General features: G+C 73.8%; 16 protein-coding genes. 4 read left to right on the top strand and 12 right to left on the bottom strand.

Annotated features, from left to right (window positions below; all coding sequences use genetic code 11):
- Positions 1 to 33 precede the first annotated feature (33 nt).
- Positions 34 to 1353 (top strand): MATE family efflux transporter, encoded by a 1320-nt coding sequence (locus tag ACLQ21_RS04620; protein ID WP_425661944.1) that lies wholly within the window; start codon positions 34 to 36, stop codon positions 1351 to 1353.
- Between the two features lie 11 nt (positions 1354 to 1364).
- Here ACLQ21_RS04620 and ACLQ21_RS04625 read toward each other — a convergent pair whose 3' ends face one another.
- Both ACLQ21_RS04625 and ACLQ21_RS04630 read right to left on the bottom strand, forming a co-directional pair.
- Positions 1365 to 2258 (bottom strand): SDR family oxidoreductase, encoded by an 894-nt coding sequence (locus tag ACLQ21_RS04625; RefSeq protein WP_425661946.1) that lies wholly within the window; start codon positions 2256 to 2258, stop codon positions 1365 to 1367.
- A complete protein-coding gene (locus ACLQ21_RS04630) occupies positions 2255 to 2695 on the bottom strand; it encodes a nuclear transport factor 2 family protein (protein WP_425661948.1) in 441 nt (146 codons plus the stop codon). Before ACLQ21_RS04630 ends, ACLQ21_RS04625 begins: the two co-directional genes overlap by 4 nt.
- Positions 2696 to 2770: 75 nt before the next feature.
- On the opposite strand from ACLQ21_RS04630, the gene ACLQ21_RS04635 reads away from it, so the two are divergent.
- Positions 2771 to 3412, top strand: a complete 642-nt coding sequence (locus ACLQ21_RS04635; RefSeq protein ID WP_425661950.1) for a TetR/AcrR family transcriptional regulator — start codon at positions 2771 to 2773, stop codon at positions 3410 to 3412.
- A gap of 22 nt (positions 3413 to 3434) precedes the next feature.
- Here the strand turns inward: ACLQ21_RS04635 and ACLQ21_RS04640 are convergent, their stop codons facing one another.
- Genes ACLQ21_RS04640 through ACLQ21_RS04655 form a run of 4 tightly spaced genes read right to left on the bottom strand, consistent with a single transcriptional unit; the run spans position 3435 to position 7727 of the window.
- A complete protein-coding gene (locus ACLQ21_RS04640) occupies positions 3435 to 5078 on the bottom strand; it encodes a hypothetical protein (protein WP_425661952.1) in 1644 nt (547 codons plus the stop codon).
- Positions 5075 to 6085, bottom strand: coding sequence for an ATP-binding cassette domain-containing protein (locus ACLQ21_RS04645; RefSeq protein WP_425661954.1), 1011 nt, complete (start codon positions 6083 to 6085; stop codon positions 5075 to 5077). The genes ACLQ21_RS04640 and ACLQ21_RS04645 overlap by 4 nt, the downstream gene beginning before the upstream one ends.
- 38 nt (positions 6086 to 6123) lie before the next feature.
- Complete coding sequence (locus tag ACLQ21_RS04650; RefSeq protein WP_425661956.1) at positions 6124 to 6492, bottom strand: ArsR/SmtB family transcription factor; 369 nt, start codon at positions 6490 to 6492, stop codon at positions 6124 to 6126.
- Positions 6489 to 7727 carry an MFS transporter gene (locus ACLQ21_RS04655; protein WP_425661958.1) on the bottom strand — a complete coding sequence of 413 codons (1239 nt, stop codon included), beginning with the start codon at positions 7725 to 7727 and terminating at the stop codon, positions 6489 to 6491. Before ACLQ21_RS04655 ends, ACLQ21_RS04650 begins: the two co-directional genes overlap by 4 nt.
- A gap of 85 nt (positions 7728 to 7812) precedes the next feature.
- On the opposite strand from ACLQ21_RS04655, the gene ACLQ21_RS04660 reads away from it, so the two are divergent.
- Together ACLQ21_RS04660 and nucS are read left to right on the top strand one after the other, a co-directional pair.
- Positions 7813 to 8991, top strand: a complete 1179-nt coding sequence (locus ACLQ21_RS04660) for an MFS transporter (RefSeq protein WP_425661960.1) — start codon at positions 7813 to 7815, stop codon at positions 8989 to 8991.
- Entirely contained in the window at positions 8988 to 9683 is a 696-nt protein-coding gene (nucS, locus tag ACLQ21_RS04665) for an endonuclease NucS (RefSeq protein ID WP_425661961.1), read from the top strand. Before ACLQ21_RS04660 ends, nucS begins: the two co-directional genes overlap by 4 nt.
- 22 nt (positions 9684 to 9705) lie before the next feature.
- On the opposite strand, the gene ACLQ21_RS04670 is transcribed toward nucS, so the two are convergent.
- From ACLQ21_RS04670 to ACLQ21_RS04695, 6 genes are all read right to left on the bottom strand, one after another.
- Positions 9706 to 10554 (bottom strand): hypothetical protein, encoded by an 849-nt coding sequence (locus tag ACLQ21_RS04670; RefSeq protein ID WP_425661963.1) that lies wholly within the window; start codon positions 10552 to 10554, stop codon positions 9706 to 9708.
- Between the two features lie 44 nt (positions 10555 to 10598).
- Positions 10599 to 11903: a glutamate-1-semialdehyde 2,1-aminomutase gene (hemL, locus tag ACLQ21_RS04675; RefSeq protein ID WP_425661965.1), complete on the bottom strand. Its 1305-nt coding sequence runs from the start codon at positions 11901 to 11903 to the stop codon at positions 10599 to 10601.
- Positions 11900 to 12895, bottom strand: a complete 996-nt coding sequence (hemB, locus tag ACLQ21_RS04680) for a porphobilinogen synthase (RefSeq protein ID WP_425661967.1) — start codon at positions 12893 to 12895, stop codon at positions 11900 to 11902. Before hemB ends, hemL begins: the two co-directional genes overlap by 4 nt.
- Positions 12896 to 12941: 46 nt before the next feature.
- Complete coding sequence (locus ACLQ21_RS04685) at positions 12942 to 14291, bottom strand: dihydrolipoyl dehydrogenase family protein (RefSeq protein WP_425661969.1); 1350 nt, start codon at positions 14289 to 14291, stop codon at positions 12942 to 12944.
- A 331-nt stretch (positions 14292 to 14622) separates the two neighbouring features.
- On the bottom strand, positions 14623 to 15078 hold the full coding sequence (locus tag ACLQ21_RS04690) for a hypothetical protein (RefSeq protein ID WP_425661971.1): 456 nt from the start codon (positions 15076 to 15078) through the stop codon (positions 14623 to 14625).
- 11 nt (positions 15079 to 15089) lie between these two features.
- A complete protein-coding gene (locus tag ACLQ21_RS04695) occupies positions 15090 to 16106 on the bottom strand; it encodes a serine hydrolase domain-containing protein (protein WP_425661973.1) in 1017 nt (338 codons plus the stop codon).
- Between the last annotated feature and the right edge of the window lie 51 nt (positions 16107 to 16157).

Raw genomic sequence — 16157 nt, forward strand, 5'->3', positions numbered from 1 at the left:
GCCTAGGGCGCGCCGGGCCGCTAGCGTTGGCGGGTGCGGAAGCGGGCGGATGCGCTGGATCGGGAGATCCTCGGGCTCGCCGTCCCGGCGCTGGGCGCTCTCATCGCCGAGCCGGCCTTCCTGCTGGTCGACACGGCGCTCGTCGGGCACCTCGGCGCCGAGCAGCTCGCCGGCGTCGGCATCGGCGTCGCGGTGCTCTCGACGGTGGTCGGCCTGCTGATCTTCCTCGCCTACGGCACGACGCCCGCCGTCGCGCGGCTGCTGGGGGCGGGCGACCGCCCCGGCGCCATCCGCGCGGGCGTCGACGGCATCTGGCTCGCCGTCGTGGCGGGCGCCGTGCTGCTGCTGACGACCCCGCTCGCGCAACCCGTCGTCGCGCTCTTCGGCGCCGCATCGGCCGTCACGGAGCACGCGGCCGTCTATCTCGGCATCTCGATCCTCGGGCTGCCCGCGATGCTCATCGTGCTGGCCGCGACCGGCCTGCTGCGGGGCCTGCAGGACACCCGCACGCCGCTCGTCGTCGCGACGCTGGGCTTCGCGGCGAACGCGCTGCTCAACGTCGTGCTCATCTACGGCGCGGGGCTCGGCGTCGCGGGCAGCGCCCTCGGCACCGTCATCGCCCAGTGGGGCATGGCGGCGTTCTTCCTCTGGTTCGCCGTGCGCGAGGCGAGGCGCGCCCGCGTGCCGCTCGGCATCCACTGGGCCGACCTCGGCCGCACCGCCTCGACGGGCGGCTGGCTGTTCGTGCGCACGCTGTCGCTGCGGGCCGCGCTGCTCGCCACGACGGCGATCGCGACGCAGGCCGGCACGACCACCCTCGCCTCGACGCAGATCGCGTTCACGCTCTTCTCGACGCTCGCGTTCGCGCTCGACGCGCTCGCCATCGCGGGTCAGGCGATGGTCGGCAAGGCGCTCGGCGCCGGCGACGCCGCTCACGCCCACGCCGTCACCCGGCGACTGCAGCGATGGGGCGTGGGTTTCGGCTGCGTCGTCGGTGCGCTGCTGCTGTCGCTCGCGTGGGTGCTCGGCGGCGTCTTCACGAGCGACCCGGGCGTGCTCGCGTCGCTGCCCGTGGCGCTCGTGCTGCTCGCGCTCGCACAGCCGATCGCCGGGTATGTGTTCGTGCTCGACGGCGTGCTCATCGGCGCGGGCGACGTGCGCTACCTCGCCTGGACGGGCCTCATCAACCTCGCCGTCTACCTGCCGCTGCTGCTGCTCGCGCTCGTGCCCGGCTGGGACGCGCTCGCTGTCATCTGGGCGGCGTTCTCGTTCGGCTACCTCGGCGCGCGGGCGGTGACGCTCGGCCTGCGAGCGCGCTCGGACGCGTGGGTGCGCACGGGCGCGGCGCGCTGAGCACCGCCGGCTCAGCGTGCGGGCGCGGCCTCGACCTCCGGTGACCAGCGCATCGTCTCGGGGGTGATGCGACGCATCGAGAGCCACTCCGGGACCTCCACCTCCGGGCCGTCCGGCGGCTGGGGCTCCTCCATGGCGATCCCGAGTGCCACGCGGCGGGCGAGATCGGGGCGGAAGGGCGCCAGGCCGGCGCCGATGGCCCGGGCGACCGGCAGCGGCAGGTGGCGCGGCTGCCCCGACCAGGCGTTCGCCTGCTGCACCATCGCCGCCAGCTGCGACGGCGTGAGCACGTCCGGCCCGGACACCTGGAGCGTCCGACCGCGCAGCCCCTCGTCGGTCGCGGCTCGCGCGACGACGGCAGCGACGTCCCGGACGTCGACGAATCGGTGTCCGGCCCGTCCTCGACCGATCATGCTGGGCCGACCGGAGCGACCGGCCGACATAGTCAGGATCATCGCCCAGGTCTGCGCGAAGGCGGCCGAGCGGACGATCGTCCACGGCACCCCCGACTCGCTCACGATCCGCTCCGCGGCCCACTTCGAGCGGGCGATGGGCAGCGTCGCGTCGGAGGCGGCACCCACGATCGACGTGAGGACCACCGCGCATCCGACCTGCCTCGCGGCGGCGACGACGGCGCGAGCACCATCGATGTCGACCGACGCCAGTCCGTCGCGCTCGCGGCTCTCGACCCCGTGCGACGCGATCACGATGCATGCGACGCCACGAGCAGCGGTGGCGACCGCCGACGCATCGCGCACGTCGGCGTCCAGCGACGACACTCGGACGCCCATCGGGAGCGCCGCCGTCGTGGCGCGTCGCGCGAGCACCCGCACGTCGTGCTGCTGGGCGAGCTCCCCGACGACCAGCCGACCCAGGCGCCCGCTGCCGCCGGCGACGAGGATCATCGCAGGCTCCGGGCGGCGATGGCGTGCACCGCGGCGTCGGCGTCGAGCCCGTCGCGGACGATCGGCGCGAGGTAGAACCTGCCGGCCGTGATCGCACCGTCCTCGACGGTGAAGATCATGACGCCGCGCAGGCCCTGCTCCTCGCCGTCCCCCGGACCGGCGCGGAGGGCGATCTCGGTCCACACCGTCGAGCCGTCGGCCACGAGCCCGCGCTCCTCGAGGACGAGGGCCGGCATGGCGGCGAGCAGGCGAGTCCAGTTCCGTCGCACCTGATCGGCGCCGCGGAAGCTGCGATCCGGATGGACGGGGTCCTCGAGCGTGTAGTCGGCGGCGAAGTGGGACACGATGCCGTCGAGGTCGTGCGCCGCAGTGGCGCGATGCAGGCTCCGCACCACGTCTGCCGCCTGCCCCGATGGGCCTTCCGACTGCTGCACCATCACGTCACCGTCCCTCGGCTCCCACGCGCTGCCCGTTTTCGATACAGTGCTATGTACTCGATACGGAGGATCCTCGTGGAAGCTCGCCCTGTCAAGAGGCGCTATGACGCGGAGCAGCGGCGCCGTCGCGCGGCCGAGCGCCGGGCGGGGATCGTCGAAGCCGCTCGATCCCTCTTCGCCGAGCGAGGCTTCTCGCGCACCACCGTCGCGGCGGTCGCGAGCGAGGCCGGGGTGTCGCCTGAGACGATCTACAAGTCGTTCGGCGGCAAGGCGGGTCTCGTCCGCTCCATCTGGCAGGACGCGATCGCCGGGGTCGGGCAGGACCACGCCGAGCGGCGGGCCGACGCGCTCGCCGCGTCCGCCGCGACCGGGAGGCAGATCGTCGAGGGCTGGCTGCGGCTGGCGCTCGAGGTCGCGCCGCGGGCCACCGCTGTGCTGGCGCTCGTGCGTTCGGCCGCGGAGGTGGATCCCGAGGCGGCCGAGCTGCTCGACGAGATCGAACGCGGTCGCGCCGAGCGGATGCTGCACAATGCACGCGCGCTCGAGGCCGGTCAGCACCTGCGACCCGATCTGAGCGTGACGCAGGCCCGCGATCTGCTCCTCGTCTTCTCCGGGGAGTTCTACGACCGGCTCGTGCACCGCGGCGGATGGGACGCCGACGCGTACGTCGCCATCATGACCCGGACGATGGCGGCGGCACTCCTGCGCCAGGGGTGACGGACGGCCGCACCGGCGCGGCTCAGACCAGCGCGTCGCGCCGGCGGAAGCGCAGCGCCGACGCCGTCAGCAGCGCGGCCGCGATGCCCAGGAGCCACCAGCTGCCCGTCCAGTCGGGCTGGGCCGCCAGCGGGTTCGCCACCCAGTGGAAGGGGCTGAGGTTCTCGATCCACTCCCACGCGTCGCCGAACAGCGGCGCGAACTCGCCGACGAGCATGAGCCCGATCAGCAGCACCCAGCCGAGCCAGGCGACGGTCGACGGCAGGAACGCGACGAGCGCCGCCCCGACCGCGAGGTAGATCGCGACGAGCGGCAGGTGCGTGACGGCGATGTCGACCAGCTGGCCCCAGCGGTCGTCGTCGTTCGCGGCGAGCGACGCGCCGGTGACGACCGTGAAGACGGCGAGGATCGCGAGCGCCGTCAGCGCACCGAGCAGCAGGTGGCTGCCGAGCCAGCCGGAGCGCCGCACCGGCGTCGCGAGCACCAGCTCGCCGTGCGCCTGCTCCTCGTGCCGCAGCCGCAGCACCGCCTGCATCGCCGCCGCGCTCGCGACGACGCTGAGGATGCCGGCGAGCGCCGTGATGAACGTGCCCTCGGTGTCGCCGCCGCCCTCCTCGCCGAGCTGGGTCACGATGGCTCCCAGCGCGGGGTTGCTCTCGAGCGCGTCGGCGACGATCGGCGCCATCCGGCCCGCGAGCAGGCCCATGACGAGCCCCACGACGGCCCAGCCGACCGACGCGCCCAGCAGCAGGCGCCCGGTGAGCCCGACGGGCGCACCGGCGGGACGCCAGCCGAGCAGCGCGCTGCCGGCACCGCGCCCCGGTCGCTCCGCCAGCAGCGACCGGCCCAGCTCGCGCCGGGACTCGAGGGCGACCACGACCGCGCCCAGCACCGCGGCGGCCGCGAGGAACAGCAGCAGCGGGGTGCCGTCGGGAGCCCAGGGCTCGTCGGCGAACGGATGCGCGAGGGCGCCCCAGCCGATCGGCGATGCCCAGCTGGGCCACGCCGACTCCACCCGAGTGAGGTCGGCGCTCGGCTCCCCCAGGGCATCCCCGATGCCGCGCGTGAAGAACCAGACGCCGACGACGATCGACGCGGCGCCGCTCGCGGCGCGCGACGTGGGGAACACCTGGCCGGCGAGCAGGCCCACCAGCATCGCCGCGATCCCGACGCCGAACAGCGCCGCTGCCAGCATGGCCGAGCCCTGTGCTGGCAGCCCGAGCGCGACGGACGCAGCGAACGTGGCGCCGCAGACCACGAGCAGCTCGATCGCGCCTGCGAGCACCGTCGAGACGAGCGGCGCCCAGCGGCCGACCGCGGTGCCCCGCACGAGCTCCGCGCGTCCCGCGTCCTCGTCGCCGCGGGAGTGCCGCACGGCGAAGAACGTCATCATGAACGCCACCATGACGGCGAGGTAGCTGTACGTCGAGACGAACATCACGGCGCCGAGCGTCGTGCCGGCCGGAGCACCGCGGAACATCAGGAGCGCGGGCTGCGCCGACAGCAGCGCCACGATCCCGCCGCGCGCCTCCTCGTCGAAGGCGGCACCGACGCCGCCGACGCCGGCGGCCCACAGGCCGGCGACGCCGACCACCCACAGCAGCAGGGTCAGGCGGTCGCGCCGCAGCGCTGCCGCGAGCAGGATGCCGACGCCCTGCATGCTCACCTCGAGTGGCGGCCGTGGCCCGCGGGCCGCGCGGACTCGGCACCCGCCGCCGGAGCGGACGACGCATCCGCATGCCGCTCGCCGATGGCGCGCTCGGCGCGCGCCCGATCGACCCGCGGCTGATCGCCGTAGTGGCGCAGGAACAGCTCCTCGAGGCTCGGCGGCGAGAGCGTGACGCTGCGCGCCCCGTGCTCGCCGAGCCAGCGCAGCACGGCAGGCACGTCCTCCCCCGCGATCGATCCGCGCACGCGATCGCCGTCGACCGCGACATCGGCTATCGGCACGCCGATCGGAGCCGGACCCCGGTAGGCGACCACCGTGTGCTGCAGGTGCCGCAGCTCGTCGAGGGTGCCGGCCTCGACGATCGCGCCGTCGCGGATGATCGACACCCGCGAGCACAGCCGCTCCACCTCGCTGAGGATGTGGCTCGAGAGCAGCACGGTCGCGCCGCGATCGGCGACCCGGCGCACCTCCGCCTGGAAGACGCTCTCCATCAGCGGGTCGAGCCCGCTGGTCGGCTCGTCGAGGATGTAGAGGTCGGCCTCGCTCGCGAACGCCGCGATGAGGGCGACCTTCTGCCGGTTGCCCTTCGAGTAGGTCTTCGACTTGCGCCGCGGATCGAAGTCGAAGGCGCGGATGAGCCTGGCGCGGTCGGCTGCGGGTGCCCGGTGACCGCGCAGCCGCGTGATCGTGTCGATCGCCTCGCCGCCCGTCAGGCTCGGCCACAGCGTCACGTCGCCCGGCACGTACGCGACGCGGCGGTGGATCGCGACCGCGTCGTGCCATGGGTCCATGCCGAGCACGCTCGCCTCGCCGCCCGACGGGCGGAGCATCCCGAGCAGCACCCGGATCGCGGTCGACTTGCCCGCGCCGTTCGGGCCGAGGAAGCCGTGCACATCGCCCCGCTGCACGACGAGGTCGAGCCCGTCGAGCGCCTGCACGTGCCCGAACCGCTTGTCGAGACCCGTGGTCTGGATGACAGGGGTCTCGATGACCGTGTCCACCACGGCGCTGACGCTACTCCTGTCGCGGCAGCGCGGGTGCCTCACCGCGCGTGGTGCGGCGGCGTCGCGTGCAGCAGGTGCTCGGCGTGGTGCAGGGCGTTCGTCACGAGCCGCGCGACGTGGGCGTCGGGCTGGCCGTAGTGCACCGAGCTGCCGTCACGTCGAGCGACCACGAGCCCGTGCGCACGCAGCTTCGCGAGGTGCTGCGAGACGGCGGGCAGCGGGCGCTGCAACGCCGCGGCGATCGCGCCGACCGGCAGCTCCCGACCGTCGAGCATCGCGAGGATGGCCAGGCGCGTCGGGTCGGCGAGCAGCTTGAGCACCGCAGCCGCGGTGGCGATCTCCTCCGCGCTCGGCGCTGAGGACGCCGCAGCCGCTCGGGCGGTGCTCGGGGCGCTGGGCGCGGTCATGCGTGCATGGTGCCAGACGACGCCCGTGCCGTGGCATTCGCGGGCCACAGCCGCCACGCGACGACCGTCGCGAAGACGGCGACACCGGCGAGCACGAGAGCCGTGCCGGGCAGGCCGATGACCCCCAGCCAGCCGGCGATCGGGTAGGTGACGAGCCAGCAGGCATGTGAGAGCGAGAACTGCGCGGCGAACGCGGCGCCGCGGTCCGCGGGGTCGACGTCGCGACGGATGAGCCTGCCGACCGGCGTCTCGACGGCTCCCCAACCGATGCCGACGGCGAACCACAGTGCCCCGACGAGCACGGCGCCCTGCAGCGTGGGCACCGTCACGGCGGCCGCCGCGAGCGCGGTGGCGATCGACAGCAGCACGGCACCGCCCAGCATCACTCGCCGCTCGCTCACGCGCTCCAGCATCCGCGGGAGGGCGAACGCCGCCGCCATCGAGCCGGCGCCGTTCGCCGCCAGGAGCAGCGCCACCGCCTCGTCGCCGAGCCCGAGCGAGCTCTTCGCGATCACGACCGTCTGCACGAGCACGAACGCGCCAGCGGCGGCGACCGTGAGATTCAGGGCGAGGATCGGCCGCAGCGTCGGAGTCCGCACGAACAGGCGGATGCCGTGGCGCGCCCGGTCACCGAACGGCAGCTCGGGTGCGTCCGGCTCGACGTGCCGCGCCGGCACGGCGGTCGCGAGCACCAGGAGCGCCGAGGCGGCGAAGCCGAGCGCCGTGCCGAAGAAGAGGGCGTTCGCGGGTACCAGCAGCAGCAGCACGGCGGCGAGCACCGGCGAGAGCACGGCCTCGAGGTCGTAGGCCAGGCGAGAGAGCGAGAGCGCGGCGGTGTAGTCCTCCTCATGCTCGAGCACGTCGGGGATGACGGACTGGAAGGTGGGGGTGAACGTCGCCGATGCCGCCTGCATCACGAAGATGAGCACGTAGATCTGCCAGACGTCGGTGACGAATGGCAGTGAGGCGGCGACCAGCAGGCGAACGATGTCGGCACCCACCATGACCGCGCGTCGCGGGAGACGCGCGAGCAGGGCTGCGGCGAGCGGGGCGACGAAGACGTACGCGACCATCTTGATGGTGAACGCGGTGCCCAGCACGCCGGCGGCGCCCGCGGGCTCGAGCTGGAATGCGAGGAGCCCGAGCGCGACCGTCGCGAGGCCCGTGCCAGCCAGCGCGATCACCTGTGCCAGGAAGAGACGGCGATAGGCGGGATGGGCGAGGGCTCGGCGCATGGCACCATGCTCGACGGTCTTGCACTCTTGCGCAAGTTCGCAAGCGATGGCCGCGGCGCTCCGTGCGGCACGGCAGAATGGCTCGGTGCACTCCGTGACCGCCTGGCGCAACGCCGTCTTCGCGATCTTCTTCGCGATGGGCTTCGGCTTCGCGAGCTGGCTGGCGCGCATCCCCTACGTGCGCGACGTGCTCGACGTCTCGACGGGCGAGATGGGGCTCATCCTGCTCGGCATCGCGATCGGCTCGCTCGTCGGCCTGCTGGCCGCGAGCCACGTCGTGCACGCCGTCGGCACGCGGGTCGCCGCGTCGTACGGCATGATCGCCGTCTCGATCGGCCTCGCCTTCGCCGGCTGGGCGGCGGACGCGGGCGACGTGCCGCTGCTCCTCGTCGGCTTCCTCGCGGGCGGCAGCCTCACCGGCATCGCCGACGTCGCGATGAACATCTCGGGCGCCGCGAACGAGCGGGCCGTGGGCAAGCCCATCATGCCGATCTTCCACGCGTTCTACTCGCTCGGCACCGTCGCGGGCGCGGGGGTCGGCGGGCTGTGCGAGGTGCTGGGCATCGGGCTCGGGTGGCAGGCGACGATCGTCGCGGGCGTCATCGTCGTCCTCGGCCTCACCGTCCACCGGTTCCTGCCGAACGACGTCGTCGACGAGCACGAGGCCCCAGTGACGCTGCGGGAGCGGCTCGCGGTCTGGAAGGACCCGCGCACCCTGCTGCTCGGGCTGCTCGTGCTCGGCATGGCGCTCACGGAGGGCAGTGCCAACGACTGGCTCGCGCTCACGATGGTCGACGGGCACGGCTTCTCGAACAGCGGCGGCGCCTTCATGCTCGCCTTGTTCCTCACCGCCATGACGGCCGGACGCCTGCTGGGCGTGCCGCTGCTCGCGCGGTTCGGCCGAGTGCCGATGCTGCGCGCGACCGCAGCGGCCGCGGTCGTGGGACTGCTGCTCGTCATCTTCGCCGAGCATCCCGTGCTCGTCGTCGCGGGCGTGCTGCTCTGGGGCCTGGGCGCGAGCCTCGGCTTCCCGGTCGGCATGAGTGCCGCATCCGACGAGCCTCGCCTGGCGGCGGCGCGCGTCGGCACCGTCTCGGCGATCGGCTACCTCGCCTTCCTCGCGGGCCCGCCGCTGCTCGGGCTGCTCGGCGAGGCGGTCGGGCTGCGGCTCGCGCTGCTCGCGGTGCTCGCCTTCGTGCTGCTCTCGCTGCTCACCAGTCACGTCGCGCGCGAGCGCGACCACATCAAGGAGGTGCGGTCGTGAGGATCGTCGTCGCCCACTGCTCCGTCGACTACGCGGGCCGCCTCTCGGCGCACCTGCCGCTCGCTCCCCGCGTGCTCATGCTCAAGGCCGACGGCTCGATCCTCGTGCACTCGGACGGCGGCTCGTACAAGCCGCTCAACTGGATGAGCCCGCCCGCCGTCTTCAACGCGACCGAGCCCGACGAGGATCAGCGGGATGCGGGCGTCACCGAGATCTGGACGGTCACGCACAAGAAGACCGGCGACTCGCTCATCGTCTCGGTGCACGAGGTGCTCGCCGACTCGAGCCACGAGCTCGGCGTCGACCCGGGGCTCGTGAAGGACGGCGTGGAGGCGCACCTGCAGGTGCTGCTGGCGGAGCAGATCGAGCGCCTCGGCGACGGCTTCGCGCTGTGGCGGCGCGAGTACATGACGCCCATCGGACCGGTCGACATCCTGGCGAAGGACGAGGGCGGCGCGACCGTCGCCGTGGAGATCAAGCGCCGCGGCGAGATCGACGGCGTCGAGCAGCTCACCCGCTACCTCGAGCTGCTGAACCGCGACCCGCGCATCGCCCCCGTCACGGGGGTGTTCGCGGCGCAGGAGATCAAGCCGCAGGCGCGCACGCTCGCCGAGGACCGCGGCATCCGCTGCGTCGTGCTGGACTACGACGAGATGCGCGGCATCGACTCGGGGCGCGCGCGGCTTTTCTGACGATCGATCGGGTCGAGGCGCGTCAGTCGTCGCGGCTGCCCGGCGGCCAGCCCTCCTCCTCGGCGTCGGTGAAGTCGCTCGTGAACAGCGACCGCGCATCGATCGCCTCGCCGGGTGCCGGCGGCTCCGCCGCCGCCTCGGCGGCAGGCGCGGGCTCCTCGCCGGGTGCACCGGCGTAGGGCTCGATCCGCTCCTGCCACGCACCGGTCGCCTGCGGCACCACGTCGTCGCGCGACGCGTACGGGTCGACGTGCTCGCGGGACGGGGCGGAGGCGGGCGGCAGGTCGCCGCTGCGCGCCGCGTAGGGCTCGACGCGGTCGGGCGTCGCCTGCCCAGCGCCGGGCACGGCGTCCTCCCGCGACGCGTACGGCTCGACCCGCTCGGGCGCCGGGGCCGAGGGTGGCGGCAGCGGGTCGTCACGCGAGGCGTACGGCTCGACCCGCTCGCGCCAGCCGTCGCCGCCCGGGCGCGAGCCGCCGAAGTCCTCGTCGACGAAGCCGAGACCGCCGCCGTCCGGCGCACCGGGCGCGCTCTCCGCGTCCGGCGTCTCCTGTCCACCGTGGCCGCTTGGGCCTGGATCCGTCATGGTGACCTCCCATCTCTCGCGCGGCGGGCTGCTGAAGCTCACGTCGAAGGGATGCTCGGTCGTCGCCGGCGGCTGCGGAGCCTCGAGCGCGACGCCCTCCGCATCGGTGCGCGTGCCACAGATCGGGCACTGCATCGCCGCCACGCGACCGACGTCGTCGACGTCGATGACGCATCCGCCGATCACGACGTCGCCCGCGTCCTCGACGTCGGCGATCGTCCCGTACCCCCACACGATCTCGCGCAGGGCGGAGCCGCAGTTCGGGCAGATCGGCACGCTCGCCATGCCGCCACGGTAGTCCGCGAGCGCCGTGCGGACCAGGGGTACGGTCAGGCGGCGCGAGCCCCCGCAGCCGCGCGCGCTGCAGCCGGCAGGGCCTCGAGGATGCGCCCGAGCGCCGCCTCGTCGTGCGCGGCGGTGACGAACCAGGCCTCGAACACGCTCGGCGGCAGGCTCACGCCCGCATCGAGCATCGCGTGGAAGAACGGCGGGTAGCGGAACGCGTCCTGCGCCCGCACCTCGTCGAAGTCGCGCGGGGCGCCCTCGCGGAACGCGACGGAGAAGAGGCTGCCGACGCGCGTGATGGCGTGCGCGACGCCCTCCGCGCGCAGCGCATCCGTCAGCGCGCCGGTGATGACGTCGGCGGCGTGGTCGAGCCGCCGGTAGACCTCGTCGGTCGCGAGCCGCAGCGTCGTGAGCCCGGCCGCGACCGCGACCGGGTTCCCCGACAGCGTGCCCGCCTGGTAGACCGGGCCCATCGGGGCGAGCAGCTCCATGAGGTCGCGTCGGCCGCCGAGGGCCGCGAGCGGCATGCCGCCGCCGATCACCTTGCCGAACGTCATGAGGTCGGGGGCCTCGTCGCCCGTCCACTCCTCGAGCCCCCACATGCCGGAGCGGTGGACGCGGAAGCCGGTGAGCACCTCGTCGCTGATGAGCAGCGCGCCGTGCGCGTGCGCGGTGCGGGCGAGGAAGCCGTTGAAGTCGCCATCCGGCTCGACGACGCCCATGTTGGCCGCCGCCGCCTCGACGATGATGGCCGCGATCTGATCGCCGCGCTCGGCGAAGAGCCGCTCGATGGCGTCACGGTCGTTGTACGGCACGACGACCGTGGTCGCGGCGACGGAAGCGGGGATGCCGGCGGAGCCGGGCATCGCGAGCGTCGCGAGGCCCGAGCCGGCGGCGACGAGCAGGCCGTCGGAGTGGCCGTGGTAGTGCCCGTCGAACTTCACGAGCAGGTCGCGGCCGGTCGCCCCGCGCGCGAGCCGGATCGCCGTCATCGTCGCCTCGGTGCCGGTCGAGACGAGCCGCAGCCGCTCGACCGGACCGACGCGGCGCTCCACCTCCTCGGCGAGCAGCGCCTCCGCGGGCGTCGACGCGCCGAACGACAGCCCGTGCGCTGCGGCGTCCTGCACCGCCTCGACGACCTCGGGATGCGCGTGGCCGAGGATCGCGGGACCCCAGCTGGCGACGAGGTCGACGAGGTCGCGGCCCTCCGCATCCGTCACGTGGGCGCCCTTGGCGCGCACGAGGAACGCGGGTGTGCCGCCCACCGAGCCGAAGGCGCGCACGGGGCTGTTGACGCCCCCGGGGATGGCGAGCTTCGCCCGCTCGAACAGCTCGGCGTTCGTGCTCATGATCGTGCCCCCAGTCCCTGTGTGCCCAGCAGCTGCGCCTGCTCGATGGCCCAGTAGGTCAGCACGACGTCGGCGCCGGCGCGCACGATGCTCGTGAGGCTCTCGGCGATCATCCGGTCGCGGTCGATCCAGCCGTTCGCGGCGGCGGCCTCGACCATCGCGTACTCCCCGGAGACCTGGTAGGCCCACACGGGAACGTCGGATGCGGCGGCGACGTCGGCGAGCACGTCGAGGTAGAGGCTGGCCGGCTTCACCATCACGATGTCGGCGCCCTCGGCGATGTCGAGCAGTGCCTCGCGCAGGCCCTCACGGCGGTTGGCCGGGTCCTGCTGGTAGGTCTTGCGGTCGCCCTGCAGGCTCGAGTCGACGGCCTCGCGGAACGGGCCGTACAGCGCGGACGCGTACTTCGCCGAGTACCCGAGGATGGCCGTGTCGAGGTGGCCGGCGGCGTCGAGCGCGGCGCGCACGTGCTCGACCTGGCCGTCCATCATGCCGCTGAGCCCGAGGATGCGGGAGCCGGCCTCGGCCTGCGCGAGCGCCATCCCGGCGTAGCGCGCGAGCGTCGCGTCGTTGTCGACCGAGCCGTCGCTCGCGAGCACGCCGCAGTGGCCGTGATCGGTGAACTCGTCGAGGCACAGGTCGGTCTGCACGACCGTCGCGTCGCCGAAGCGCTCCGCGAGGAAGCGCGTCGCCCGGTTGAGGATGCCGTCGGGGTCGGTCGCGCCGGAGCCCACCGCATCCTTCTCGGTCGGCACGCCGAACAGCATGATGCCGCCGACGCCGGCCGCGATCGCGCGCTCGACCTCGCTCGCGGCCGAGTCGAGCGTGTGCTGCACCTGACCGGGCATCGACGAGATGGGGCGGGGCTCGTCGAGCCCCTCAGCCACGAACATCGGCAGCACGAGCTGCGCGGGGTGGATGCGGGTCTCGGCCACGAGGCGGCGCATGGGAGCGCTCTGCCGCAGCCTGCGGGGGCGGAGGGTGGGAGGCATCCCCTCAAGGGTACTCTCCCGGTCGCCTCAGCCGGGGGCCCCGCCGCTACGCCTCGAGGCGCTCCAGAGCGGCGAGGTACGCCTCGTGGAACGTCGGGAACTGCGCGACCTGGTCGCGCAGCACGTCGAGGGGGATGCGCGTGCGCACCGCGAGCGCCGCATGGTGGATCCACTCGCCCGCCATGGGGCCGACGGCCCAGGCACCGACGAGCACCTGGGCGTCCGCGTCGGCGAGCAGGCCCAGGTGCCCGCCGGGCTCCTCCTCCCACGTCCAGGGCTTCGCGAGCGACGCCGCGAGGTCGAGCTCGGTCGCGGCCGAGCGGATGCCGCGCTCGTCGGCCTGTGCCGCCGTCAGCCCCACCGCGGCGATCTCGGGATCGCCGAACACGACGCGCGGGATCCCGTCGTACGTGGCGGGCCGCGGCCGGCCGAGGATCGCGTCCGCGGCGATCCTCCCCTGGTACTTCGCGACGTGCGTGAAGGGCATCGCGCCCGTGACGTCGCCGATGGCCCACACGCCCTCGGCCGCGCGGCAGTGCTCGTCGACCCGCACCTCTCCGCGCTCTCCGGGCTCGATGCCGACCGCGTCGAGGCCCAGGTCGTCGGTGCGCGCGCGGCGGCCCGTGCTCAGGATGAGCACGTCGCCGCGCGCCTCGGTGCCGTCGTCGAGCTCGAGCACGGTCTCGTCCTCGTCGCGGCGAGCGCGGGTGGGCGCGGCGCCGAGCCGCACGTCGACGCCGATCGCGCGCAGCTGCGCGAGCGCGAGCTCGCTGACCCGCGGCTCCTCGCGCTTGAGCAGGCGCTCCCCTCGCTGCACGAGCACGACCGCGACGCCGAACCGCGCGAGGAAGGTGGCGGTCTCGATGCCGACGGCGCTGCCGCCCAGCACGACAGCGCGAGCCGGCAGGTCGGTCGCCGTGTACGTCTCGCGGTTCGTCCACGCCGTCACGTCGTCGAGGCCCTCGAGCTGCGGCACGACGGGCACGGTGCCGGTCGCGATCACGATGTGGTCGGCGGCGAGCTCCTCATCGCCGACGCGCACGCGCCCCGGCGCCGTGATCCGCCCCTCGCCGCGCCGGACGAGGGCGCCTCGCTCTGCGTACTCCGCTGCCTGCTTGCCGTCGTCGAGGTGGCGGATCATCGTGTCGCGGTAGTCGCTCGCCCTCGGCCAGTCGAGCCTGGCGCCGGTCGCGCCGGCCGTCGCATCCACCGCCGACGCCGCCTCGGCGGGCCGCAGGAGCGTCTTCGACGGCACGCATGCCCAGTAGGCGCACTCCCCGCCGATGAGCTCGCGCTCGACGACCGCCACGCGCTTGCCGGCGTCGAGCAGGCGCGACGCCAGCACCTCGCCGCCGGGACCCATCCCCAGCACCACCACATCCACTCGCTCGACCATCGGAGCCTCCCGCCCTGTCGTCTGCCCAACGATGCACCCGGAGGTGCCATGCCGTCGAGCATGCGCCGTGCCTAGGGTGGAGGTGCAGCGAGGCGCCGGCGTCGCTCGACGACGGCGCCTCGACCACGATCGAAGGAGCGCATCATGCAGGCAGTGCAGTACACGGCGTTCGGGCAGCGACCCGAGCTGGTCGAGGTCGAGAAGCCCGTGCGCGGCCGCGCGGTCGTGGTGCCGGGCGCGTAGGAGACGGATCGCGTCGAACTTCCCCGAAGTCCGGGGCTTCGCGGCGAAAGCTCGGAGTTCGGGGAAGTTCGACGGACCGGACCCCCGGTCAGTCGACCGCGACCACCTCGACGAGCGCGCCGTCGGCCGTCTCGTAGCGCACCGGCATGCCGGGATGCTCGGGCGCGAACCAGAACGTCGCGATGCCCGCCTCGCGCCGCACCTCGTACCGCAGGCACTCGAGCTCGCCGAGCGGCGAGGCGATGCGCTCCCTCGCGATCGTCGTGGCCGCCGCCGGGAAGGCGGCGTGCTCCTGCAGCTCGCGCCAGGTGACCCTCGCGGTGCGCGGCTCGTCGACGGGCGTGCCCGACGCATCCGTCACGACCTGCGTGAGCGCGCAGCCGTCGGCGTCGCCCGTTGCGAAGCTGTCGCAGTGGAACGTCACGAGGCCGCCGAGCCGCGTGCGCACGAGCAGCCGGCGGCCGTCGGGATTCGCCTCGCGGATGTCGTCGGCGGTGAACGGCGTCGCCGCGAGGTCGGGGCCGAGCACACGAGGATCATCCATGCCGGCGTCGCTCATGCGCCCAGCTCGGCGTCGATCGCGTCCTGCAGGGCGTAGATGAGCGGCCAGCCGCCCTCCGAGCTGTTGCCGAGCACGCTCACGGTGGTCTGCGACGCGACGATGTGGGTGGAGCGAAAGGATGCGCCGGCGTCGTAGCCCTCGAGGATGAGCGCGTCGTGCGTCGGGTGCAGCCAGAAGCCCATGCCGTAGCGCTTGCGCTCATCGGGCACGTCGTGCCGCGGCTCGACCATCGTGGCGAGCGTCTCGCGCGAGACGATGCGGCCGGCCTGCAGCGCGAGCCAGAACCGGTGCAGGTCGCCGGCGGTCGTGAACGCCCCGCCATCGCCGTTGCCGAGCACGGGAAGGTGGAGCGTGTTGACGAGGTCGCCCTCGTCGAGCACGTACCCGGGCGCCGCATCCGCCGGCAGCGCGTTGAGCGGCAGGAAGCCGGTGCGCTCGAGACCGGCGGGGCGCAGCACGAGGCGGCGCACGGCCTCGTGGTACGACTCGCCCGTCACCCGCTCGAGCAGCACCGCGAGCACCATGTAGCCGCCGTTGCAGTACGCGAACCGCTCGCCCGGCGAGGACTTCGCCTCGTGGCCGTCGAGCATCGGCAGGAACGCCTCGGCGGTCGTGAGCGTGTGCACGGGCAGCGTCAGCACGTGGTCCGACGGCTCCCAGTCGGCCTCCTCGTCGAGGTAGTCGCCGATGCCCGACGTGTGGGTGAGCAGGTGCTCGACCGTCACGGCGTCGTCGATGAGCGGCAGGTCGTCGCCGAGCAGCTCGCGCACGCGCTGGTCGAGCCGCAGTCCACCGTCCTCGACGAGGCGCATGACCGCGAGCGCCGTGAACCCCTTGCTGCCGCTCGCGATCGCGATGCGCGCGTCCGGCGTCATCGGCACGCGCAGCGCCCGGTGCAGGAAGCCCTCGCAGCGCTCGAGCGTGCGCCGGTCGCCGACGTCGACCGTCGCGACGCCGGTGAACGCGCTCTTCTCCACGGCCGCGTCGAGCGTCGCGGGATCGACGTGCATGGCTGCCCCTTCAAGGATGGACGCTGCGCGGACGGGTGATGGTCGGATGCT

The sequence above is a fragment of the Agrococcus sp. DT81.2 genome (assembly GCF_049844935.1).
GTDB lineage: Bacteria > Actinomycetota > Actinomycetes > Actinomycetales > Microbacteriaceae > Agrococcus.